Below are 22,790 nucleotides of genomic sequence, written 5' to 3'. Positions count from 1 at the left end.
CCTCCCCTCCCGGACGGAGGCCGGGGTTCCGCCACGCCCGCCTGCTTCCGGCCGCCCGCCCCACTACAGGCACTACAGGAAGGGACACGCCATGCTCGACCACCTCATCCGCGCGGCGACCGTCGTGGACGGCACCGGCGCCCCCGCCCGCGTCGCCGACGTCGGCATACGGGACGGCCGCATCGCCGTCATCGCCGCACCGGGAGCCGTGTCCGAGGAGGCGCGGACCAGCGAGGACGCCCAGGGCCTGGTGCTCGCCCCCGGGTTCGTCGACCCGCACACGCACTACGACGCGCAGCTGTTCTGGGATCCGTACGCCACCCCGTCCCTCAACCACGGCGTGACGACCGTCGCGGGCGGCAACTGCGGGTTCACGCTCGCGCCGCTGCACCCCGGCCGGCCCGAGGACGCCGACTACACGCGGCGGATGATGTCGAAGGTCGAGGGCATGTCGCTGGTGTCGCTGGAGGAGGGCGCGCCCTGGACGTGGAGTTCGTTCGGGGAGTACCTCGACGCCCTGGAGGGGCGGATCGCCGTCAACGCCGGGTTCATGGTGGGCCACTGCGCCCTGCGGCGGTACGTCATGGGCGCGGACGCCGTCGGCGGGCAGCCGACCCCCGCCCAGCTGGAGGAGATGCTGCGCCTCTTCCACGACGCGATGGACGCGGGCGCGTGGGGCCTGTCCACCACGCAGTCCTCGACGCACTCCGACGGCGACGGACAGCCCGTCGCCTCCCGCCACGCCCGCCCCGACGAACTGCTCGCACTCTCCCGCGCCGTCGCCGAGCACGAGGGCACGCAGCTCGAAGCGATCGTGGCGGGGTGCCTGGACCAGTTCGGCGACGACGAGATCGATCTGCTGGTGGAGATGAGCGTGGCCGCCGGGCGGCCCCTCAACTGGAACGTCCTCACCATCGACGCCGCCGTCCCCGAACGCGTCCCGCGCCAGCTCGTGCCGAGCGAACGCGCCCGCCAGGCCGGCGGCCGCGTCGTCGCCCTCACCATGCCGATCCTCACCCCCATGAACATGTCGCTCGGCACCTTCTGCGCCCTCAATCTCATCCCCGGCTGGGGCGACATCCTCGCCCTGCCCGTCCCGGAACGCATCGCGAAATTGCGCGATCCCGCCGTGCGCGCCGAGATGCTGCGGCGCGCGGACAGCAAGAAGGCGGGCGTCTTCCGCCGCCTGGCCCGCTTCGACCGGTACGTCATCGGCGACACGTACTCCACGGGGAACGAGGGCCTCACCGGCCGCGTCGTCGCCGACATCGCCGCCGAACGCGGCCAGGACCCCTTCACCTGCCTCGTCGAGATCTGCGCCGCCGACCGGCTGCGCACCGTCCTGTGGCCGATGCCGACCGACAACGACCCCGACTCCTGGGCCCTGCGCGCCCGGACCTGGCAGCACGAGGACGTCCTCCTCGGCGGCTCCGACGCGGGCGCGCACCTGGACCGCATGTGCGGGGCGCCGTACACGACCCGGTTCCTCGGCGACTGCCTGCGCGGCCGCAAGCTCGTCGGCCTTGAGCAGGCCGTAAAGATGCTCACCGACGACCCCGCCCAGCTCTTCGGGCTGCGCGAACGCGGCCGGATCACCGAGGGCCACCACGCCGACCTGGTGCTCTTCGACCCGGCGCGGATCGACGCGGGCAAGGCCACCCTCGTCCACGACCTGCCCGGTGACAGCCCGCGCCTGGACTCCAAGGCGATCGGCGTCAACGCCGTCTGGGTCAACGGCGTCGAGGTCATCCGCGAGGACGTCGTCACCGGCGCCGTGCCGGGCACGATCCTGCGGTCCGGCCGCGACACCAGGACGGTGAGCACCAAGTGACGGGCGCGCGGCGGCTGTTCATCGGCGGCGAGTGGGCCGAGCCCGACGGCGGGCACTACGAAGTGATCGACCCGGCGACCGAGCGGGTCGTCGGCCTCGCCCCCGAGGCGAGCCGCGAGCAGGCGTACGCGGCGGCCTCGGCGGCCCGCGACGCCTTCCCCGCCTGGTCCCGCACGGCCCCCGAGGAGCGGGCGGCCGTCCTGGACCGCGCGGCGGGCATCCTGCGCCGCGACCTCGCCGCGCACGCCGAACTCGCCCGCGCCGAGACCGGCGCGACGACCGGCACGGCGCGCGGCATGCAGGTCGCCGTGGCCGTGTCCCGTTTCCAGCGGTACGCGAAGGGGGCGCTGGAACCGGTGGAGTCCGCCCTGCCGCCGCAGATCAGCGAGGCGGGGCCGATGGGCCCGGCGGCGGTCACGGGCGCGCTCGCCGTGCGCCAGCCCGTCGGCGTCGTCACGTGCGTCACCTCGTACAACAACCCGTGGGCGAACCCGGCGGGCAAGGTGGCGCCCGCCCTCGCCATGGGCAACACCGTCGTCGTGAAACCGGCGCCGCAGGACCCCCTGTCCGTGTACGCGATGGCCGCCGCGCTGGAAGAGGCGGGCGTCCCGCCCGGCGTCGTCAACGTCGTCTCCGGCACGGACGCGGCGGTGGGCGAGGCCGCCGTCGCCTCCCCCGACGTCGACATGGTGAGCTTCACCGGCTCGACGGCGGTCGGCCGGCGCATCGGCGAGGTCTGCGGCCGCGACATGAAGCGGCAGCTGATGGAGCTGGGCGGCAAGGGCGCGGCGATCGTCTTCGACGACCTGGACGACAAGGGCCTGGCCGCGGCGGTCGCCGGTATCGGCACCACCTTCTCCTTCTACAGCGGCCAGATCTGCACGGCCCCGACCCGCGTGATCGCCGAACGCGGCGTGTACGACCGGCTGGTGCGGAAGCTGACCGAGTACATCGGCTTCCTCAAGGTCGGCGACCCGCGCGAGCGGGACACGGTCGTCGGCCCGGTGATCTCGGCGGCACACCGCGACCGCGTCGAGTCGTACGTCGAACTGGGCCGCAAGGAGGGAGCACGCGTCGTCACGGGCGGCGAGCGCCCGGCGCTCCCGACCGGCTTCTACGTCGCCCCGGCCCTCCTCGCCGACTGCACCCCCGACATGCGGGTCGTCCGCGAGGAGGTCTTCGGCCCGGTGGTGGCGGTGGTCCCCTTCGACGCCGACGGCCCGGAAGCCGCCGAGGAAACGGCGATCACGCTCGCCAACGACAGCGAGTACGGCCTCATCGACTACGTCTGGTCGGGCGACGTGGCCCGCGCCTTCCGCGTCGCCCGCCGGCTGCGGGCGGGCGGCGTCGGCGTCAACACGGTCGGCCGCAACATGGAGGCACCGTTCGGCGGCTTCAAGCGCAGCGGAGTGGGCCGGGACGTGGGGTCGTACGCGCTGCACGCGTACAGCGAACTCCAGGCGATCGTGTGGCCGGGCGGCTGAGCGTTCCAAGGCGGCGCCGCGGTACTCGTGACGCGGGAGCCGCACCTCCGCCACTCCGCTGAGGCGCCGCCCTTCCCCCACCCACCCGCCCCCACCGAGCCCGGCTCGCCGCCACCGGCCACTCGACGCCGGCCGCCTCGCCGTATGGAGGGTGGACTCACCGGGCACAGGATCCCCGGCTGGAGATCGCCGAGCGTGGAGTACACGTACACCACGCCCTTGGCTCGTGACCGTGACCCAGACATGTCGCCGTAGTAAGGCAACCGCGGCCGGTCCCGGCCCGGCCCGGTGCGTTCAGTCGCGCTGCCGCGCCAAGGTCAGCGCCCCAGGAAGATCGGGTTCGTGAACCCCCGCAGTGCCCCCGGCAGGGCAGCCGTCGTCGTCGGGTGGCGGATCTCCGCGCGGACGTACGCCGCGTATGAAGGCGTCGTGCGCCACTCCACCGTGCCCGTGCCGGAGGCCGGGAGGGGTGGGGACGTGTGCAGGACGCCCTGGTCGGTGATGAGGCGGGCCGTGCAGCCGGGGGCGCCCCTGACGTCCAGGCGCACCGTGACCGGGGTGTCGTGGTCCACGGTGAGGCGTTCGCCGATGCCCGCGTGCCTGCCGCGGCCGCCCGCCGCGGAGAAGGTGAGTTCCACCTCCTTGGACTCGGCGACGTAGGAACGGCCGCGCCGCAGGCCCTCCTGGATGGCCTCGCGGGTCAGGTCGTCGGCGAGGACCACCGTCTGCGGGCCGCCGATCCGGTCGGGGTCGCGGTGCGCGTCGCTGTTGCCCAGGGCCGGGATCCACGGTTTCCCGCCGCGTACGGAGGCGACGAGCATGCTGTCCCAGTCGGCGAGGGAGACCTCGTCGTCCGGCGTGTAGGGGCCGTTCCACACCTCGACGGCGTCCGCCTCGCCGAAGCCGAACTTCCAGTTGCAGCCGACGCAGGTGGCGTGCGGGTGGGCGGGGACGACGAGGCCGCCCGCGTCGCGGATCTCGCGCGCGTATCTGCCGAAGCGGTTGTCGCGGGCGCGGTAGCGCCAGTCGACGAACGTGCCCGGGTCCGTACCGAGCGCCACCACGTGGCCGTTGCGGGTGGTGACCTCCTCGCCCAGCATGATCAGCAGGTCGTCCCCGGCGTGCTCGGCCCAGTGCGCGTGCGCCGAGTGGGTGTTGTGCTCGGAGCTGTTGATGAAGTCGAGGCCCGCGGCGCGGGCGAGCGCGGCGATCTCGCCGGGGGTGCGGCGGCCGTCGGAGTAGACGGAGTGCAGGTGGCAGTCGCCGCGGTACCAGGCGCGGCCACGGCCCTTCGCGCGCTCCGGCGGATAGGCGGGCCTCGGGGTGCTGCCGGGCGCCCCGTAGGTGAGGGTGATCGTCACCTCGTAGGGGAGGCCCTCGGGGGCGACCGTGTAGGGGCCGAGCGCGATGTGCCAGGTGCCAGGACGGACGCGGCCCGGGATGTAGCCGGGCGTCGCCTCGTCGGCGCGGATGAAGAACTCGGTGCGGGCCCCGCCGGACCAGCCGCGGAAGCCCTTGCCGCCGAGGTCCGTGCCGCGCTCGTCGAAGATGCCGATGTCCAGGGCATTGCCCTGCGTCCCGGCGGGCACGGGCGGCTTCTCGTAGGTGTACGCGACGCGCAGCTCGCTGACGCCGGCCGGGATCCTCAGCGGCAGGTACACGAAGTCGGGGGCGCCCGGCGGCAGGGTCCCGCGGAGGGTCTTGGTCTCCCGCGTGCCCTGCCGCTCCTGGGGCGGGACGCGCCCTTCGGCGCCGTCGGCGAAGCTCACGCCGTTCAACGTAAGCGCGGCGGCGGCTCCCGTCACGAACAGTCCGCGCCGGTTCATCGTGCCGTGCTGCGGGTGGTCCTCACACATGCTGCGGCTCCCAGGGTGTCGGTGGTGACGTGGGCGGTGCGTGCAACCCTGGTATTGAGCCGTGAACTGAGCGGCAAGGGAAGGCGAGTGACGGTTTTACACCCGGTGTCGCCCGGTGTCGCCTGCTGTCGGCCTTTGTCGCCCCGTGTCGCCGCTGGTGGTCTCAGGGAGCGGCGAGTTCCACGACGACGTCGTAGACCGCGGGGTTCGGTGTGACCGGCCGGCTGGTCTCCTCGCGCGCGGCCCTGGTGCGGGACGCGAAACCGGGGTCGGCGGTGGCGGCCTCCCACGCCTCCTGGCTCTCCCAGTGGGAGACGTTGACGAGCTGGAAGCGGGAGTCCGACGAGCGGGCCCGGTGCATGCGGGAGTCGATGAAGCCGGGCTTGTCCCGCATGAGGCGGGCCCGCTGCTCCCACTTCCCGACGAACGCGTCGAGGTCCTCGGCGGCTATCTCGAAGACGTTGATGAAGGTGACGGGAGAGTTGTCCGTAGTCATGCCGGAAGCCTAACCGCGCCCCTCTACCGCACCCCTCAACCGGGCGGCGTAGACCTCTCGTTGGCGCCCGCCGCCACCAGCACCGCCTCCGTCTGTGGATGCGGACCGCCCCGCGCCCAGCGCAGCGGCGTCCAGCCCGTGCCGTGGTCCTCCGGCAGGTTCGGGTCCGCGCCGTGGGCGAGCAGTTCGCGCACCGCGTCGACGTGGCCCCAGCAGGCCGCGCCGCACAGCGGGGTGCCCTCGGAGCCGTGGCCGCTCTCGGCGTCGGGCAGCGCGCCCGCCCGCAGCAGGAGCCGCACCGCCTCGGCGTCGCCGTGCACCGAGGCCGCGTACAGGGGCAGCGTGCCCTGCGCGTTCGGCAGGCGCGGGTCGACGCCGGTGCGCAGGACGCAGGCCACGGTGGCGGTGTCGCCGAGCAGCGCGGCGAGCACCAGGCGACGGGTCAGCTTCTTCTGCCGTCGTCTGTTCACCGGCGCCAGGGTAATGAGCGCGCGGCCATGGACCAACCGGCTTTCCGGGGATAGGAAGTGCCGAGGAAGCAACGACTCCCCGGAGGCACCCGTGCGCATCTCCGCGACGCTGTACATGACCGACGGCACGATCGGGCCGGTGCGGCTGGCCCGGGAGTTGGAGGGGCGGGGCTTCGACGGGCTCTACCTCCCCGAGCACACCCACATCCCCGTGCCCCGCGAGACCCCCTACCCGGGCGGCGACCTGCCGCCCGAGTGCGCCCGCATGCTCAGCCCCTTCGTCGCCCTCGCCCAGGCCGCCGCCGTCACCGAGCGGATCACCCTCGGCACGAACATCGCGCTGGTCGCCCAGCACGACCCCATCGACCTCGCCAAGCAGGTCGCGACCCTCGACCACCTCTCCGGCGGCCGCGTCACCCTCGGCATCGGCTACGGCTGGAACCGCGAGGAGGCCGAGGACCACGGCGTCCCCTGGCCCCACCGGCGGGCCGTCGTGCGGGACCGGATGGCGCTCATGCGGGCTCTGTGGGCCGAGCAACCCACGGAGTACGAGAGCGAGTACGGCTCCGTGCGGGCCAGCGAGGTCCATCCGAAGCCCCGGCGCGCGCCCCGCAAGCGGCTCGGGAAAGGGCCGCTGCACGGGCCGCTGACCCTCATCGGCGGCGCCGCCGGGCCGGGGCTCTTCGCGCACGTCGCGGAGTACGCCGACGGCTGGCTGCCCGTCGGCGGCAGCGGACTGCGCCGGGCGCTGCCCGCGCTGCGCACGGCGTGGGCCGAGGCGGGGCGCGAGGCGGCCGACCTGTACGTGGCGCTGACGGCCGTGGCTCCCGAGGCGGGCAAGCTCGCGCACTTCGCGGAGCTGGGCGTCGACGAGGTCATCGTGCAGCTGCCGGCCGCCGGGGAAGCGCGGGTGTGCGCGGCGCTCGACGCGGCACAGAAGGCCATAAGCCCTCCGTAGCCACCAAGGAAGTCCTCCGTAGCCACCACGGAAGTATCCGCCCAGGTCACGCGTTGTCGCTCGTATGCTCGGAGACATGACCAACAGCGCGCAGCCCGACGAGGCCGGACGACCCACCGCGAACGCCATGCGGCGCGCGCTCAGGAGGGCGCGAGACGGTGTCGCGCTCGATGTGACGGAGGCCGCCGTCCTGTTGCAGGCCCGCGGTGAGGACCTCGACGACCTCACCGCGTCGGCCGCCCGGGTGCGCGACGCGGGCCTGGAGGCGGCGGGCCGCGCCGGCGTCATCACGTACTCGAAGAGCGTCTTCATCCCGCTCACCCGGCTGTGCCGCGACAAGTGCCACTACTGCACCTTCGCGACCGTGCCCGGCAAGCTGCGCCGCGACGGGCACGGCATGTTCATGTCCCCGGACGAAGTGCTCGACATCGCGCGGCGCGGGGCCGAACTGGGCTGCAAGGAAGCCCTCATCACCCTCGGCGACAAGCCGGAGGACCGCTGGCCCGAGGCCCGCGAGTGGCTGGAGGCCGAGGGGTACGACGACACCATCGCGTACGTCCGCGCCATCTCCATCCGCATCCTGGAGGAGACGGGGCTGCTGCCGCACCTCAACCCGGGCGTCATGACCTGGACGGACTTCCAGCGGCTCAAGCCCGTCGCGCCCAGCATGGGCATGATGCTGGAGACGACCGCCGAGCGGCTGTGGAGCGAGCCGGGGCAGCCGCACTACGGCTCCCCGGACAAGGAACCGGCTGTCCGGCTGCGGGTCCTGGAGGACGCGGGACGCTCGTCCGTGCCCTTCACCAGCGGGCTGCTGATCGGGATCGGCGAGACGTACGAGGAGCGGGCGGACTCGCTCTTCGCGCTGCGCCGCGTGGCACGCTCGTACCACGGCATCCAGGAACTGATCATCCAGAACTTCCGCGCCAAGCCGGACACGGCGATGCGCGGCATGCCCGACGCCGAGATCGACGACCTCGTCGCCACGATCGCCGTCGCCCGGCACATCATGGGCCCGGCGGGCAACATCCAGGCCCCGCCGAACCTCATCGCGGGGGAGTACGAGCGGCTGATCGGCGCCGGCATCGACGACTGGGGCGGCGTCTCGCCGGTCACGATCGACCACGTCAACCCGGAGAAGCCGTGGCCGAAGCTGGACGAACTGGCCGAGCGGTCCGCCGCGGCGGGCTTCACCCTCGCCGAGCGGCTCTGCGTCTACCCCGAGTTCGTGCGGCGCGGTGAGCCCTGGCTCGACCCGCGCCTCCTGCCGCACCTGCGGGCCCTCGCCGACCCGGAGACCGGCCTCGCCCTCCCGGACGCCACCGTCGAGGGCCACCCCTGGCAGGAGCCCGACGAGGGGTACGTCGCCACGAAGTCATCGGGCCGCACCGACCTGCACCGCACCATCGACACGGAGGGCCGCACCGCCGACCGGCGCGAGGACTTCGACGAGGTCTACGGCGACTGGGCGGCCCTGCGGGAGCAAGCGGCACCCGGCATGGTGCCGTCCCGCATCGACGGTGATGTGAGGTCCGCTCTCGCGCAGGCCGCCGACGATCCGACCAAGCTCACCGACGACGAGGCGCTGGCCCTGCTGCACGCCGACGGGCCCGCGCTGGACGCGCTCTGCGGGATCGCGGACGACATCCGCAAGACGGTCAACGGCGACGACGTCACGTACATCGTCACCCGCAACATCAACTTCACCAACGTCTGCTACACCGGCTGCCGCTTCTGCGCCTTCGCGCAGCGCAGGACCGACGCGGACGCCTACACCCTCTCCCTCGACCAGGTCGCCGACCGCGCCGCGCAGGCCTGGGACGTCGGCGCCGTCGAGGTGTGCATGCAGGGCGGCATCCACCCCGACCTGCCGGGCACCGCCTACTTCGACATCGCGCGGGCCGTGAAGGAGCGCGTGCCGGGCATGCACGTGCACGCCTTCTCGCCGATGGAGGTCGTCAACGGCGCGACCAGGACGGGACTCTCGATACGGGAGTGGCTCGGCGCGGCCAAGGAGGCGGGGCTCGACTCCATCCCGGGGACGGCCGCCGAGATCCTCGACGACGAGGTGCGCTGGATCCTCACCAAGGGCAAACTGCCGACCGCCACCTGGATCGAGGTCGTCAAGACCGCGCACGAACTGGGCATCCGCTCGTCGTCCACGATGATGTACGGGCATGTGGACCAGCCCCGGCACTGGCTCGGCCACTTCCGCACGCTGGCCGCGATCCAGCAGGAGACCGGCGGTTTCACGGAGTTCGTGACGCTGCCCTTCATCCACACCAACGCGCCGGTCTATCTGGCGGGCATCGCCCGGCCGGGCCCGACCACCCGCGACAACCGCGCGGTGACGGCCATGGCGCGGGTCCTGCTGCACCCGCACATCCCCAACATCCAGACGAGCTGGGTGAAGCTGGGCCAGGAGGGCGCCGCCGAGATGCTGCGGTCCGGCGCGAACGACCTCGGCGGAACCCTGATGGAGGAGACCATCTCCCGTATGGCGGGCTCCAGTTACGGCTCCTACCGCTCGGTCGAGGACCTGGTGGCCATCGCGGAGGCGGCCGGGCGGCCCGCGAAGCCGCGGACGACGCTCTACGGCGAGGTGCCCGAGGAACGGCAGCGGGCAGCCGCTGCCTCGGACGGGCACCTGCCGGAGCTGCTGCCGCTGGTGGACTGACGTCCCTCAGCGGCAGCAGGGCGGGCGCTGACTAGCGGGTCAGCGCGCCGCCGAACTCCACGCGGTTCTCCGGGAGTCCGAGCGACTTCGGGCTGTAGGACGTGATGCCGGTGACGGTGAGGCCGCTCGCGGCACCGCGCAGGTACCAGGCGGCACCGGAGTCGGCGTAGGTGCCGTCCTCCGTGGGCGCGGTCGCCGTCAGGTCGGCCCTGCCGTCCTTGTTGGTGTCGGAGAGCAGGACCTGGCTGCCGAACTTGTCGTTCTTCTCCGAGGCGCCGGGCACCCCGGCCGTGGACTGCTGGAAGGCCTGCGCGCCCGTGCCGGTCAGGCCGGAGCGGGAGCCCTTGAGCAGCACGGTGCTCCCGGCGTCCGCGACCGACTCGATGTCCTCGCCGGGGATGCCGACGGCGACGTCCGCGTAGCCGTCGCCGTTGACGTCGCCCGCGCTGATCGAGGAGCCGAACTCGTCGCCCACCTCGCCGACGCCGGGGACGCCCGCCGTCTCCTGGGTGATCTTCGCGGTGCGGGTCGCGGAAGGCCCGTCCGGCGTTCCGTACCTGACGAGGACCGTGCCCTTCTGGTAGGGCATGTCCTCGTAGTTGTTGCCGATGTCGCGGACGATCAGGTCGCCGTAGCCGTCCTTGTCGACGTCGGCGATCGCCCCGCTGTAGGTGGCGGCGAGCGGTGTGGACGTGGTGCTCACACCGTTCTTGCCGCCCTTCCAGAACTGGCTGGCGTGCGCCTTCTCCTCGAAGCCGTGGCTGGAGACGATGTCGTCGGCGCCGTCACCCGTGACGTCGCCGACCACGAAGGCGGATTCGCCGAACTCCCGCTGGGTGGGCACCTGCTGCTTGCTCGCGGCCTTGCCGTCGCGGGTGAACGGTCCGTACGACACCGACATCCCGAAGAGGTCGTCGCCGGGGTCGGGCTCGCCCTCGATATCGCCCGTGACCAGGTCCCGCTTGCCGTCGCCGTTGAAGTCGCCGGCGGTGACGTCGCTGCCGCGCCAGGGCAGCTCGGAGCTCCTCTCGCCGTGCAGGCCCAACGCCGAACCCCACAGGACGACGGCGTTGCCGTCGCCGCTGATGACGAGGTCCGTGTACTGGTCGTCGTCGAGATCGGCGGCAGCCGTCTGCGAGCCGAAGCGTCCGCCGTCCTGCGGGTCGCCGGGGACGCCCGGGGTGGCGCGGCCGAAGGTCGCGTGGGCGGTGTCGGGGCCCGAGGCCGAGCCGTAGATGACCGTGACCGTGCCGGGCGTCGTGCCTTGCCAGCCGCCGACCGAGGAGATCGCGACGTCGGCGTACCCGTCGTGGTTGAAGTCGACGAGCGGGGTGCGCGGCGGCACGGGCGCGGCCGACGCGGAGCCCGCGGTGGCGACGAGCACGAGGGGCGTGATGAGGGTGGTGACCGCGAGGGCGGCCGTCAGAGAGCGTCGCACTGGTCCTCCAGAGAGCCAGAGAGCGTGTGGGGCGGGGTGGGTCAGGCGCCGAGCCGCAGGCCGAAGGCGGCACCCTTCTCGGGCGCTCCGAGCTTGGCCGGGCTGAGCGTGCCCGCGCCCGTCGTGGTCAGGCCGCTCGCGGAGCCGTACAGGTTCCACAGGGCGCCCGAGTCGGCGTACGTGCCGTCCTCGCCGGGGGCCGTCGCGGTCAGGTCGGCCTTGCCGTCCTTGTTGAGGTCGGTGAGGCTCACCTGGCGGCCGAAGTCGTCGCCCGTCTCGGAGACGCCGGGCACGCCCGCCGTGGACTGGTTGTAGGCGACGGCGCCCTTGCCGGTCATGCCGCCCTCGGCCTTGGCGGCGCCCTTGAGCAGGATGACCGCGCCGGTGCCGGTGGCGGCGTCGAGGCTCTCGCCGGGGACGCCGACGGCGACCTCCGCCTTGCCGTCGCCGTTCACGTCACCGGCGCTGAGGGACGCGCCGAAGGCGTCGTTCTCCTCGCTCGCCCCGGGGACGCCCGCGGTGGCCTGCGTGATGACCTTCTTGCGCGCGTCCGAGGGGCCGGTGGAGCTGCCGTACTGGATCGTGATGCTGCCCGGGGCGGAGTCGATCACCTCGGTGACGGAGCCGATGTCGCGGGTGATCAGGTCGCCGTAACCGTCGCCGTCGACATCGCCGACGGTGCCGCTGTACGCCGTGCCGAGGGACTTCGCGGTGTGGCTGACGCCGGTTTTCGAGCCCTTCCAGAAGCGGGCCTCGTGCTGCATCTCCTCGAAGCCGTGCGTGGTGACGATGTCGTCGACGCCGTCGCCCGTCAGGTCACCGGTGATGAAGGAGCGCAGACCCGAGGAGCCGTCGTCCGTGGTGATGCTGTCCTGCGTGCGCGTCTTGCCGTCCCGGGTGAACGGGCCGTACTGGATCGTCATCCCGGAGACGTCCGGGTCGTCGCTCGGGTGCGAGTTCACGACGAGGTCACGCTTGCCGTCGCCGTTGAAGTCGCCCAGGGCGAAATCGGAGTACGTGTAAGGGAGAAGGGTGTTCTGGCCGGTCAGGCCGTCCTTGGAGCCCCAGAGCACGGTGGCCTTGTTCTCGTCGCCGCCACCCGCCACGAGCAGGTCGGTGTACGAGTCGCCGTCCAGGTCACCGGGGATCGACTGGTAACCGAAGGCGTACGTACCCTCCAGTTCGCCGGGGACGCCGGGCGTGGCCCGGCTGATGAGCTGGTGGCGCGCCGTGCCGGGCCCGGAGGCGGTGCCGTAGACGACCGAGACGTAGCCGGCCTTCTCGACTCCGTCGACCGTGCCGTGCGGCGCCGCGACGGCGAGGTCGGCGTACCCGTCGTGGTTGAAGTCGGTCATCGGCGTGCGCGGCGGCACGGGGGCGGCCGACGCGGAACCGGACGTGGCGAAGAGGGCGAGGGGGGTCGTCAGCGCGGCGACCGCGATGGCGGTGATGAGTGTGCGGCGGGGCACGGTGCCTCCTGTGAGGAACGTCTGTGACGTAACGGGAGACGGGTCATTTCGAGTGAAGGTTGTACACCACAGGAACTCCGTTACGAGACGCGGACGTTCGCTCGAAGATGGCGGCCGTTCACCTCGCGGCCCGCCCGTATGCGTGAGACTGGCCGCGGGCCGGGAGCCCGGGGGACGGAGGGGAGGGGCGGAATGGCACGGACGAGGATGTCGATGCAGGAGCTCATCCGGCGCAGACGGCGGGCGGCGTTCGTCGGGCGCCGCGAGGAACTGCGCCTGTTCGAAGCCAACTTCGAGATGCCGCCGGACGACGACCGGCACCGGTTCCTCTTCCATGTGCACGGCCACGCGGGGGTCGGCAAGACGTCACTGGTGCGGGAGATGGCCCAGCTGGCCCGCGACCGGGGCGCACTCGTCGCGTCCGTGGACGAGGGCGCGAGCGGCGTCCCGGAGGTCCTCGCCGAAGTGGCCGCGCAATTCGCCCAGCAGGGACGGCCCCTGAAGCAGCTGGAGCGGGCCCTTGCCACCTACCGGCAGCGCAGCCACGAGGCCGTCGCGGCGGCCGAGCGCCGGCCGGGACCCGGCACGCCGTCCACGGGCAGCGCCGTGGCCGCCCGCGCGGGGTCGCCGGGCTCGGCCTGGTGCCGGTCGTCGGCGCGTTCGCGCCGTCGACGCCGACCGCCTCGCGCTGGGCGCCGACCGGCTGCGGGCCCGCTTCCGCAGCCAGGAGGACGCCCGCCTCGTCCTGGAACCGGAGCGATCCCTCACCCCCGTGCTCCTGGACGAGCTGGCCGGGGCCGCCGACGCCGCGCCGTGGCTCGTCCTCTTCTTCGACACGTACGAGCGGACGTCACCGTTCCTCGACCGCTGGCTGCACGACGTGATGACGACCGACCGGTACGGCGAACTCCCCGCCCACACCGTCGTGGTGACCGCCGGGCAGCGCCCCCTCGACCCGGCCCGCTGGGAGGGCGCCGCCGACTTCGCCGCCGACCTGCCGCTGCGGCCCTTCACGGAGGCCGAGGCACGTGACCTGCTCGCCGCCAAGGGCGTCACCGAGGAGCCGGTGGTCGCCGAGGTCCTGCGCCTGACGGGCCGCCTGCCCGTGCTCGTCTCCACGCTCGCCGAGAGCGGCCCCACGGCCCCCGGCGACGTGGGCGACCCGAGCGCCACGGCCGTGGAGCGCTTCCTGAAGTGGGAGCCGGACCCGGCCCGCCGGGCGGCCGCGCTCGCGTGCGCGCTGCCCCGCCGGCTGGACGAGGAGGCCATCCGCGCGGCCACCGGCGAGGGCGGCGTCGACCCGGCGGAGCTGTTTGCGTGGCTGCGCACCATGCCGTTCGTCCGGACCGACGGCAAAGGGACGGCGCGCTATCACGGCGTCGTCCGCGCCCCGATGCTCCGCCTGCGCCGCAACGCCTCCCCGGAGAGCTGGAGCTCGGCGCACACCCGCCTCGCCGAGGTGTACGAGCGGCGGCGCGGCGCGCTGGAGGAGGGCGGCCCGGCCAGGCCTGACCGGCCGTGGACACGCCCGGCGTGGCGGGCGCCGCGCGTCGAGGAGCTGTACCACCGGCTGTGCGCCCGGCCGCGCGCCGCGCTCCCGGAGGTGCTGCGCGAGGGGGTCGAGGCGTGCCGCGTGGCCACTGCGGTGGCCCGCGAGTGGGCGCGGGCCGTGACGGACGCGGCCGAGGACACCGCGGGCGCCGAGGGCTCCGACGCGGCCACGGACCCCCTGGCCGGGGAGACGGAGCCCCTGAAGTCGCTGGCCACCGCCTGCCTGGGCCCCCTCGCCCTGGAGCGGGAGGGCGCCCTGCTGGTCCTGGAGGTGCTGCTCGGCCGCGCCGAGCTGGACGACGAGGGCAGGGTGGCCGCGTACAACGCGCACGGCCTGCGGCTCTTCCTCCTCGGCCGGCTGCGCGAGGCCCTCGGCGACCACGAGCGCGCCCTCGCCCTGGACCCCCGCGACCCGTGGGGCCACCACGGCCTCGCCGTCACCCGCCGGGCGCTCGGCGAGTACGAGGCGGCCCTCGGGCATCTGGCCGACGCCGCCGAGGTGGCGCCCGACGCCGCGTGGCCCGCGCGCGAGCGCGGCGAGACCTACCGCCGCATGGGACGCCCGGACGAGGCGCTGCCCTGGCTGGAGCGGGCGCACGCCCTCGACCCCGCGGAGCCGCTCACCCTCGGCAGCCTCGGCCAGGTCAAGTTCACCCTCGGCCGCGTCCGCGAGGCCCTGGCCGACCTGGACCGCGCGATCACCCTGTGGCCGGACTACGCCTGGGCGCTGACCCGCAGGGCCCGGGTGCGGCAGTCCCTCGGCGACACGGCCGGCGCCCTCGCCGACCTCGACCGCGCCCAGGATCTCGCCCCGGACGCGGCGGGCACCCGGGGCGAGCGGGGCGACGTGCTGCGCCTCACGGGCCACCACGAGGAGGCCGCCGCCGAGTACGCCGCGGCCCTCGCGCTCGACCCCGGCTACGCCTGGGCGTGGGGCGGCAAGGCCCTGTCCCTGGAAGCCCTCGGCCGCCGCGACGACGCCCTCACCGCCCTGGACGAGGCGCTGCGCATCGACCCCGGCTACGGCTGGGCGAGCGAGCAGCGGCAGCGGATCACGGGCACCGGCGCGGGCCCGGCCCCGCCCTGCGGATGACGGCCGGGGGCGCGGTGTCTGTAGCAACTGCGAAGCTCCCGTGAACGTCGTCCAAAAGCGACCTCAAGGGCGTCTTGCCGCATACCACTTGCCGTCTGAATCGAGCGTTCCCGTTCGATTACAGTGCTGCGCAGTCGCAACCGGGCGAGGCACGGAGGGAGGTCCGGTGGGCACAGCAGCAGCCACCGGTGTCTGGGGCCGCGCCGAACAGCAGGACTTCCGCAGCCGGGTGCGCGGCACGCTCCTCGGGGCCGCCGTGGGCGACGCCTTCGGGGCACCCCTGGACGGGCTCTCCCTCGACGAGATACGCGCGGCGCACGGCGCCGAAGGCCTCACCGAGCCCGTGCCCGCGTACGGCAGACGGGGCGCGGTCACCGCCGCCACCCAGCTCGCCCTCTTCACCGTGGACGGCCTCATCCGCGCCCAGGTCCGCCGCGACACCGGCGCCTGGCACCCGCCGACCGACCTGCACCGCGCCTACCGCCGCTGGGCGGCGACCCAGAGCGACTGGGGCCCGGACGAGCGGCGAAAGGAGGACGGCTGGCTCGCCCGCGAAGAGTGGCTCTACTCCCGCCGCGCCCCCTCCCGCGCCTGCCTCCTCGGACTGGGCAACGCGGTCATGGGCACCCTGGAGACCCCCAAGAACCCCGACGAGCGCGGCCCCGAGGCCGCCGTCAGGTCCGCGCCCTTCGGTCTCCTCGTCGGCTGGGAGCCGCAGCTCGTGCTCCAGCTCGCCGTCGAGGGCGCCGTCCAGACGCACGGCCACCCCACCGCCTACCTCGCGGCCGGCGCGCACGCCGTCATCGTGCACGGCCTCGCCCGCGGGGAGTCCCTCGACGGCGCGATCCAGCGGACCCTCGCCCTGCTCGCCGCCCACCCCGGCCACCCGCCCGTCGCGGACGCCCTGCGGCACGCCCTGGGCGCCGTACGCCAGGGCATGCCCACGGCCGCGCGGGTGGCGGAGCTGCTCGCCGACGGCACCGCCGAGGGGGCGCTCGCCGTCGCCGTGTACTGCGCCTTGGTCGGCGAGGACATCCGCCACGGGGTGCGCCTGGCCGTCAACCACGGCGGCCCGTCCTCCGCCACGGGGGCGCTGTGCGGGGCGCTGCTCGGCGCGCTGCACGGGGAGACCGCGCTGCCGCCGGGCTGGCTCACGGAGCTGGAGGGCCGGCCCACGGTCCTGGAGCTCGCGGACGACTTCGCCATGGAGATGACCCAGGGCCCGGCGCTGCACGGCCCCGCCGTGTCCGCGCCGGGCTGGCTGGCCCGCTATCCGCGCGGCTGAGGCGCCTGGGCCGGGGCGGGCATGGCCGCCGCGCCCGTGGAACCGGCCGGGCTGTCATCGTCCGTGTTGATCCGCTCGATGAGCGCGTCCCGCTCCGGGGTGTCCTCCGGCTTCACGTAACCGATGACGATGTAGAGGATCAGCGAGACCGCCAGCGGGATCGACACCTGGTATTGGAGGGCCACACCGCCCTCGACGGCGTCGTTGATCGGGTAGTTGACCAGGTAGAAGGCGAAGAGCCCGGCTCCCCAGCTGGTCAGCGCGGCGGTCGGGCCGGACTTGCGGAAGGTGCGCAGCAGGCCCAGCATCATCGGGATCGCGATCGGCCCCATCAGACCGGCGACCCACTTGATGACGACCGTGATGATGTCCTTGAACGTGGGGGAGTTGACCTGCGTCGCGACCGCCATGGACAGCCCCAGGAAGATCACCGTGGTGAGGCGGGCGGCGAGCAGCCCCGTGCGCTCCGACCAGACCTTCGCCCGCGCGGAGAGCACGGGCGCCACGTCCCGGGTGAAGACGGCGGCGATGGCGTTGGCGTCGGAGGAGCACATCGCCATGGTGTGCGAGAAGAAGCCGACGATGACCAGACCCAACAGCCCGTGCGGCAGCAGCTGTTCGGTCATCAGGGCGTACGCGTCCGAGCCGTCGGGCTTCTTGGCGTCGACCAGGAGGGGCGACATCCACATGGGGAAGAAGAGGACGAGCGGCCAGACCAGCCACAGGATCGCGGAGAGCTTCGCGGAGCGCGCGGCCTCCTTGGCGTTGGCGGTCGCCATGTACCGCTGCGCCTGGTTGAGCATGCCGCCGTTGTACTCGAAGAGCTTGATGAAGAGGAACGCGAGCAGGAACACCGTGCCGTACGGCCCGACCAGCGGCTTCGCGTGGCCCGCCAGCTCGGGCTCGTCCCAGACGCCGAAGAAGCCGCCGTGCGGCCCGAGCTTGGCGACGACCGCCACGAACATCGCGATACCGGCGAAGAGCTGGATGATGAACTGCCCCAGTTCGGTGAGGGCGTCCGCCCACAGGCCGCCGATGGTGCAGTAGATCGCCGTGATGACGCCGGTGATGAGGATGCCCTGGTTCAGCGAGACCCCGGTGAAGACCGCGAGCAGCGTGGCGATGGCGGCCCACTTGGCACCCACGTCGACGATCTTCAGCAGCATCCCGGACCAGGCGAGCGCCTGCTGCGTCTTCAGGTTGTAGCGGTTCTTGAGGTATTCGAGCGGCGAGGCGACGTGCAGCCGTGAACGCAGCCGGTTGATGCGGGGGGCGAAGAGCCGCGCGCCGATGGCGATGCCCAGGGCGATGGGGAAGGACCAGGTGACGAAGGACGTCACGCCGTAGGTGTACGCGATGCCGGCGTACCCGGTGAACATCACCGCGCTGTAGCCCGACATGTGGTGCGAGATGCCCGACAGCCACCAGGGCATCTTTCCGCCGGCGGTGAAGAAGTCGCTGACGTTGTCGACCCGCTTGTGGGACCACACGCCGATCGCGACCATCACGCCGAAGTAGCCGATGAGCACGGCCCAGTCGAGACTGTTCATATGGCCCTCCAGGGGTCCGCCTGGTGAACTGCGCATAATGGCTCGCACTTCGCCAGTACCGGCCACGGAAGACATGAACGACCCGGAAGTGCGTGCTCATCGTGGGTTCGGGCACACGTCGGCGACAACGGGGGGTAGGGTCAAGAGCAGGCAAAATCGTTCGCTGAACTGATTGTTGTTCACATACTTGACCACCCGAGGCGCACCCCCGTAGGGGCGCGGGGAACTGCGCGCCCAGCCACGACAGCCCGCAGCCGACGACGGACTACCGCATCAACTCCCCGGCGTTCACCAAGAGCGACTGCCCGGTGATGGACCGCGCCCGCTCCGACGCCAGAAACACCACCGCGTCGGCCACATCCCCATCCGTGGCCAACTCCGGCAGAGCCATCCGCGCCGCGAGGCGCCCCCGCACCTCCGCCTCCGGCACCCCCTCGGACTCCGCGGTGAACTGGACGTACGCCTTGACCGGCGGCCCCCACATCCACCCCGGCAGCACCGAGTTGACCCGGATGCGATGCGGTCCGAGCTCCCGCGCGAGGGAGTACATGGCAGAGGTCAACGCCCCCTTCGACGCCGCGTACGCGGCCTGCCGCACCTGCGACGGCGCCGCCACCGCCGACTGTGTGCCGATGAACACCACTGACCCGCCCCGCTCCTTCAGCGCGGGCAGGCACGCCCGCGTCATGCGCAGCGTGCCGAGCAGATTGACGTCGACGACACCGCGCCACGTCTCGAAGTCCGCGTCCTCCAGGCCGCCGAAATGACTGTCCCAGGCGGCGACATGGACGGCGGCGTCGATCCCGCCGAAGCGGTCGCACGCCAGCGCGGCCAGGGCCTCGCACTGCCGCTCGTCGGTGATGTCCGTCGCCCGGTACGCGGTGCGTACGCCCCCGGGGTCGATCTCCGCGGCGGACTTGGCGAGATGCGCCTCCGTGCGCGCGCCCAGCACGGCGTTGCCCCCGTCGCGCACCACGGCTGCCGCCACCTGGTGGCCGAGCCCGGCACCGACACCCGAGACGACGACGGTCTTTCCTTCGAGGAGCGGCGACGGCGATGTCGGCATGGAGCCCTCCCGGCTCTGGCAGTTCGTCTGACGGGGCGTCAGAGTATGGGCGTCGGCAGGAGGAAGGAAGAGAGAGGCAGGCGAGAGGCATGGGAGAAGAAGCCCGAAGCGACGACACCCGAAGCGACGACACCCGAAGCGACGTGTACGCCGAGCTGGCCGCCGTCGGACCCTATGGCGTACGCCCGGGGCACGCCCTGATCACCATGGTCGAGCCGCACCCGGGGCACGAGTTCGCCTACAACCGCTGGTACGAGGACGACCACTACTACGCCGGCGCGATGGCCATGCCCTGGATGTACGCGGGGCGCCGCTGGGTCGCCACGCGCGACCTCCAGCTCCTGCGCTACCCGGTGAGGTCCGCGGTCGCCGAACCGGTCACCGCCGGGTGCTACCTCTCCACGTACTGGGTGACGGAGGGCCGCTACGACGAGCACATGAAGTGGACCGTCGGCATCAACAGACGGCTGAACCGCGACGGCCGCGTCCACCAGGAGCGCACCCACGTCTTCACCGCCTTCCAGGACCACGAGGCGACCGTCTACCGGGACGGCGCGGCGGGCCCGCGCGACTTCCACGCGCTCGACCACCCGTACAAGGGGCTGGTTCTGGAGGTCATCGACGCGGAAGGGCCGGGGGCGAGGCGGAAGTTGCTGGAGTGGCTGCGGGTCCGGCACCTGCCGGGCGCGGTCGCCGGTTCACCGGCCGCGATGGTGACGGTCTTCCGGCCGACGCCGCTGCCGGGCGACCGGATGGCGTACGTCAAGCAGGTCGAGGGCGTGGACACCCGGCTGACGCTGCTGTGGTTCCTCCAGGAGGACCCGCGGGAGTGCTGGGAGGCGCACTTCACCGGGCGGGACGCGGCCGTGGCCGGATCCGGGCTCGGGCGGGTGGAGCTGGTCGCGCCCTTCATTCCGACGGTGCCGGGCACGGACCGGTACGTCGACCAGCTGCGCTGACCCAAGGCCGAGCCCCCTCGGCCGGGACGGCGGGCCAGTCGAGAGGGCTCATACGGTGCTGCTTATCCGATTGTGGCGCTGCGGTTGTTCTGCTGTGTACCGGTATCACGGGCCGGCGCTGCCGCGTCACGCGACGTCGGCAGCCCCCCGGCCGACCTCGGTGACGAACGCGTTCCACGAGTCGGCGGGGAAGGCGAGGACCGGACCCTCGACGACCTTGGAGTCACGCACCGAAATGCCGGTCTTCAGTGGAGACTTGACCTCGACGCACGCACCGTTGCCGGTGGAGTACGAGGACTTGACCCAGGCATGCGAAACGCCCTGCTGAATTGCCATGTTTTCTCCGGTTTGCACAGTTGGTGAGTTGCTCCCACCGCATGACCGCGGTGTGCGCCAACGCTTCTGCTCGATGGCGTGATTGACGCTACTCGCCAACCTCGGCGCGTGAAGGGGCCGTTCACTCGACCGGATGGCATATTCCAGGTGGGTCTTCCGCCTCACCCCGGCAAGGGTGTACCGTGCGGCGCCCTCACGCGCGGGGCACGGTTCCGCGGGCTGTGGCCCGGCTGGATCAGCGGGCGTAGTCCTTCGCGATCCCCGCGATGAGCTGGCGTGATTGCTCCACGTTGAGCGCCTGCGCCCGCAGGTGCTCGTACATCACGCTGTACTGCTGGACGTCGTTCGCCTTCTCCAGGTACAGGTCGCTCGTGACGCCCTCGATGTAGACCACGCTGGAGTCCGCCGCGTCGGGGAACTCCAGGATCGCGTACTGCCCGTTCAGTCCGGGGTGGGCGCCGAGCTCGAAGGGGATCACCTGAACCGTCACGTGGGGCAGCTGGGACTGCTCCAGGAGGTGCTCCAGCTGGTCACGCATCAGCTGCCGGGAGCCGACCACGCGACGGAGCGCGGACTCGTCGAGAACGGTCCACAGGCGCAGCGGGTTGTCCGGCGCGGCGATGCGCTCCTGGCGGCGCATGCGCACCTGGACCCGTTTCTCGATGTCGGTCGTCGTGGTCTCCGGGAGCGCGCCGGTGATCAGCGCCTCGGCGTAGCCACGGGTCTGGAGCAGGCCGGGGACCACCTGGGGGTCGTACACGCGCAACGACGCGGCGTCCGTCTCCAGACCGATGTACACGCTGTACGGGATGTCGCCGAAGGAGTGCCACCAGCCCTGCTGGCGTGAGTCCTTGGCCATCTGCATCAAGGAGTCGACGATGCGGTGGTCCTCGACCTCGTAGACACCGCACAGGTCACGGACGTCGCGCTGGCTGATGGAGCGGCGGCCGTTCTCGAGGCGGCTGATCTTCGACTGCGAGACGAGCAGGCGCTCGGCGACCTCCTCGGCCGTCATGCCCTTGAGCTCACGGAGCCGGCGCAGCTCCTGACCCAAGCGACGTCGCCTGACGGTGGGATTGACATTGGACGCCACGGGACGTGCACCTCCGGCTTGCCTGCCTCGATTTTGCGTGTCTACCGCTCAGCAGAGTGCCACCAACGTGTGTGGCAGCGCTGGAAAACAGCCGATGTGCGAACGTGCGGGCGGACGTATAGGGGTGCGGATGTGCGGCCGCGCGGGGCGGCGGCACCGGGATGTCGTCGTCCGGACGGTCCGGTGCCGTGCCCCGCGCGGCCCAGCGGCTCCCGTACCGGGTCTGGGGGACTGCGGTGCGGCGCTGGTGCGGTGGTGCGCTTGCCTGGTGCTGCGGCGCGATGCCGTGAGATGTGATGTGAGGTGGTGTGCTGTCTGTCGCCGTACTCAGTGGGCCACGGCGCGTGCCATGGACCCTCGGCGCGGCTGCATGGGGATCCGGTCCGGGTCCGCCACCGCCCTGGCCGGTTGCCGGCCGCCAGGACCCGTGGGGCCTGCCGGTGCGGCGCTGCGGCGCGGCTGAGCCGCCACACCGTTCTGGACGTCCATCACGGCGTGCGCCACGAGGCCGCCCATCGGGTCGTGCCTGATGAGGTCCCGGAGACGGGAGCGGGATGAACGCCCTTCGTTCCCGGGATACAGATGCTTGCCGAGACCGACCGCGTGGGCCAGGGCGGCGAGCGCGGCGGTCCGCGGGTCCGGCGGCACGCCGGTGCGGATCGCCGAATCCAGCCGGGACCTGATTTCCCGGCTGATGGCCGTCTCCGTCGCTTGGTAGCGAGTCGTCGGCAGCACCCCGCACATCTGACCCGCCACGGCATGAACCATGCCGCACCGCTCCAGGTGCGAGAGGTACGTCTGGCGGAGCCCCAGTCGGGGTCCGCCGATCCAGTGGACGGCCCGAACCGGGCTGCCGCGCCTGCGCAGCAGTTCCAGTGCGGAGTCCAGAGTCGGATCTCCGGTCGGCCGTGGCATCACCACGGCGATACGATCCCCGTCTGGGGCTATCCGTCCGGCCAGCGCCAGCTCCACTAGCTGTGCTCCGGCCAGACCGAGGTCGAGCGACTGCGGCTGCGCTGTGGTACCCGTGGCCGGGTCCAAAGCGAGCAGCAGAAGCTCCTCCGGAATTGTTCTGCGGCTCCTGCCCATCCATGCCTCCCCGCGTGGATGAATGACAGGGTGACCCCTCTCACATTGGTCTGTCGAGAGTGCGTGGGCGGGATGTACTGGAACCAGTA

17 protein-coding genes and 1 pseudogene are annotated in these 22,790 nt (G+C 72.5%); 8 read left to right on the top strand and 10 right to left on the bottom strand.

The features are described 5' to 3' along the window. The first annotated feature begins 91 nt into the window (after positions 1–91). On the top strand, positions 92–1,831 hold the full coding sequence (locus tag KKZ08_RS16700; RefSeq protein WP_223775215.1) for a D-aminoacylase: 1,740 nt from the start codon (positions 92–94) through the stop codon (positions 1,829–1,831). Beyond that, on the top strand, positions 1,828–3,315 hold the full coding sequence (locus KKZ08_RS16695; RefSeq protein ID WP_223775214.1) for an aldehyde dehydrogenase family protein: 1,488 nt from the start codon (positions 1,828–1,830) through the stop codon (positions 3,313–3,315). Before KKZ08_RS16700 ends, KKZ08_RS16695 begins: the two co-directional genes overlap by 4 nt. 317 nt (positions 3,316–3,632) lie before the next feature. On the opposite strand, the gene KKZ08_RS16690 is transcribed toward KKZ08_RS16695, so the two are convergent. From KKZ08_RS16690 to KKZ08_RS16680, 3 genes are all read right to left on the bottom strand, one after another. Then, entirely contained in the window at positions 3,633–5,171 is a 1,539-nt protein-coding gene (locus KKZ08_RS16690; RefSeq protein ID WP_223775213.1) for a CehA/McbA family metallohydrolase, read from the bottom strand. A gap of 163 nt (positions 5,172–5,334) precedes the next feature. Further along, positions 5,335–5,667: an antibiotic biosynthesis monooxygenase family protein gene (locus KKZ08_RS16685; protein WP_223775212.1), complete on the bottom strand. Its 333-nt coding sequence runs from the start codon at positions 5,665–5,667 to the stop codon at positions 5,335–5,337. A gap of 35 nt (positions 5,668–5,702) precedes the next feature. Continuing rightward, positions 5,703–6,137 carry an ankyrin repeat domain-containing protein gene (locus KKZ08_RS16680; RefSeq protein WP_223775211.1) on the bottom strand — a complete coding sequence of 145 codons (435 nt, stop codon included), beginning with the start codon at positions 6,135–6,137 and terminating at the stop codon, positions 5,703–5,705. Between the two features lie 91 nt (positions 6,138–6,228). On the opposite strand from KKZ08_RS16680, the gene KKZ08_RS16675 reads away from it, so the two are divergent. Beyond that, positions 6,229–7,095 (top strand): TIGR03619 family F420-dependent LLM class oxidoreductase, encoded by an 867-nt coding sequence (locus KKZ08_RS16675; protein ID WP_223775210.1) that lies wholly within the window; start codon positions 6,229–6,231, stop codon positions 7,093–7,095. Between the two features lie 76 nt (positions 7,096–7,171). Further along, complete coding sequence (locus tag KKZ08_RS16670; protein ID WP_223775209.1) at positions 7,172–9,772, top strand: bifunctional FO biosynthesis protein CofGH; 2,601 nt, start codon at positions 7,172–7,174, stop codon at positions 9,770–9,772. A gap of 31 nt (positions 9,773–9,803) precedes the next feature. Here KKZ08_RS16670 and KKZ08_RS16665 read toward each other — a convergent pair whose 3' ends face one another. Both KKZ08_RS16665 and KKZ08_RS16660 read right to left on the bottom strand, forming a co-directional pair. Then, positions 9,804–11,210: an FG-GAP and VCBS repeat-containing protein gene (locus KKZ08_RS16665; RefSeq protein ID WP_223775208.1), complete on the bottom strand. Its 1,407-nt coding sequence runs from the start codon at positions 11,208–11,210 to the stop codon at positions 9,804–9,806. A gap of 41 nt (positions 11,211–11,251) precedes the next feature. Next, positions 11,252–12,679 (bottom strand): FG-GAP-like repeat-containing protein, encoded by a 1,428-nt coding sequence (locus KKZ08_RS16660; RefSeq protein WP_223775207.1) that lies wholly within the window; start codon positions 12,677–12,679, stop codon positions 11,252–11,254. 138 nt (positions 12,680–12,817) lie between these two features. Here KKZ08_RS16660 and KKZ08_RS38980 point away from each other — a divergent pair. The 3 genes and pseudogenes from KKZ08_RS38980 to KKZ08_RS16650 all read left to right on the top strand — a co-directional run. Then, positions 12,818–13,201: pseudogene (locus tag KKZ08_RS38980) on the top strand (ATP-binding protein); the annotation flags it as partial. A gap of 250 nt (positions 13,202–13,451) precedes the next feature. Continuing rightward, positions 13,452–15,323 (top strand): tetratricopeptide repeat protein, encoded by a 1,872-nt coding sequence (locus KKZ08_RS16655; protein ID WP_346657880.1) that lies wholly within the window; start codon positions 13,452–13,454, stop codon positions 15,321–15,323. Between the two features lie 166 nt (positions 15,324–15,489). Continuing rightward, positions 15,490–16,608, top strand: a complete 1,119-nt coding sequence (locus KKZ08_RS16650; RefSeq protein ID WP_223775206.1) for an ADP-ribosylglycohydrolase family protein — start codon at positions 15,490–15,492, stop codon at positions 16,606–16,608. Here KKZ08_RS16650 and KKZ08_RS16645 read toward each other — a convergent pair. After that, positions 16,593–18,158: a sodium:solute symporter family protein gene (locus tag KKZ08_RS16645; protein WP_223775205.1), complete on the bottom strand. Its 1,566-nt coding sequence runs from the start codon at positions 18,156–18,158 to the stop codon at positions 16,593–16,595. The two genes, KKZ08_RS16650 and KKZ08_RS16645, sit on opposite strands and share 16 nt — an antisense overlap. A gap of 265 nt (positions 18,159–18,423) precedes the next feature. Continuing rightward, positions 18,424–19,224, bottom strand: coding sequence for an SDR family oxidoreductase (locus tag KKZ08_RS16640; RefSeq protein ID WP_223775204.1), 801 nt, complete (start codon positions 19,222–19,224; stop codon positions 18,424–18,426). 89 nt (positions 19,225–19,313) lie between these two features. Here KKZ08_RS16640 and KKZ08_RS16635 point away from each other — a divergent pair, with 89 nt between their 5' ends. After that, positions 19,314–20,183: a hypothetical protein gene (locus KKZ08_RS16635; protein ID WP_223775203.1), complete on the top strand. Its 870-nt coding sequence runs from the start codon at positions 19,314–19,316 to the stop codon at positions 20,181–20,183. Positions 20,184–20,309: 126 nt separating this feature from the next. Here the strand turns inward: KKZ08_RS16635 and KKZ08_RS16630 are convergent, their stop codons facing one another. From KKZ08_RS16630 to KKZ08_RS16620, 3 genes are all read right to left on the bottom strand, one after another. Beyond that, positions 20,310–20,519, bottom strand: a complete 210-nt coding sequence (locus KKZ08_RS16630; protein ID WP_223775202.1) for a DUF397 domain-containing protein — start codon at positions 20,517–20,519, stop codon at positions 20,310–20,312. A gap of 235 nt (positions 20,520–20,754) precedes the next feature. After that, a complete protein-coding gene (locus tag KKZ08_RS16625; protein ID WP_223775201.1) occupies positions 20,755–21,612 on the bottom strand; it encodes a helix-turn-helix transcriptional regulator in 858 nt (285 codons plus the stop codon). A 327-nt stretch (positions 21,613–21,939) separates the two neighbouring features. Next, complete coding sequence (locus tag KKZ08_RS16620) at positions 21,940–22,701, bottom strand: GPP34 family phosphoprotein (RefSeq protein ID WP_223775200.1); 762 nt, start codon at positions 22,699–22,701, stop codon at positions 21,940–21,942. Between the last annotated feature and the right edge of the window lie 89 nt (positions 22,702–22,790).

It is taken from the genome of Streptomyces sp. 135, assembly GCF_020026305.1.
Lineage (GTDB): Bacteria > Actinomycetota > Actinomycetes > Streptomycetales > Streptomycetaceae > Streptomyces.
Note: the sequence above shows the minus strand (reverse complement) of the source record. Positions and strands in the feature narration are given on the sequence as shown.

Bases quoted from the DNA above. Each gene is read 5' to 3' on its own strand.
- KKZ08_RS16670 (WP_223775209.1), top strand. From the start codon at position 7,172: ATGACCAACAGCGCGCAGCCCGACGAGGCCGGACGACCCACCGCGAAC.
- KKZ08_RS16700 (WP_223775215.1), top strand. From the start codon at position 92: ATGCTCGACCACCTCATCCGCGCGGCGACCGTCGTGGACGGCACCGGC.
- KKZ08_RS16635 (WP_223775203.1), top strand. From the start codon at position 19,314: ATGGGAGAAGAAGCCCGAAGCGACGACACCCGAAGCGACGACACCCGA.
- KKZ08_RS16630 (WP_223775202.1), bottom strand. From the start codon at position 20,519: ATGGCAATTCAGCAGGGCGTTTCGCATGCCTGGGTCAAGTCCTCGTAC.
- KKZ08_RS16640 (WP_223775204.1), bottom strand. From the start codon at position 19,224: ATGCCGACATCGCCGTCGCCGCTCCTCGAAGGAAAGACCGTCGTCGTC.
- KKZ08_RS16645 (WP_223775205.1), bottom strand. From the start codon at position 18,158: ATGAACAGTCTCGACTGGGCCGTGCTCATCGGCTACTTCGGCGTGATG.
- KKZ08_RS16620 (WP_223775200.1), bottom strand. From the start codon at position 22,701: ATGGGCAGGAGCCGCAGAACAATTCCGGAGGAGCTTCTGCTGCTCGCT.
- KKZ08_RS16690 (WP_223775213.1), bottom strand. From the start codon at position 5,171: ATGTGTGAGGACCACCCGCAGCACGGCACGATGAACCGGCGCGGACTG.
- KKZ08_RS16685 (WP_223775212.1), bottom strand. From the start codon at position 5,667: ATGACTACGGACAACTCTCCCGTCACCTTCATCAACGTCTTCGAGATA.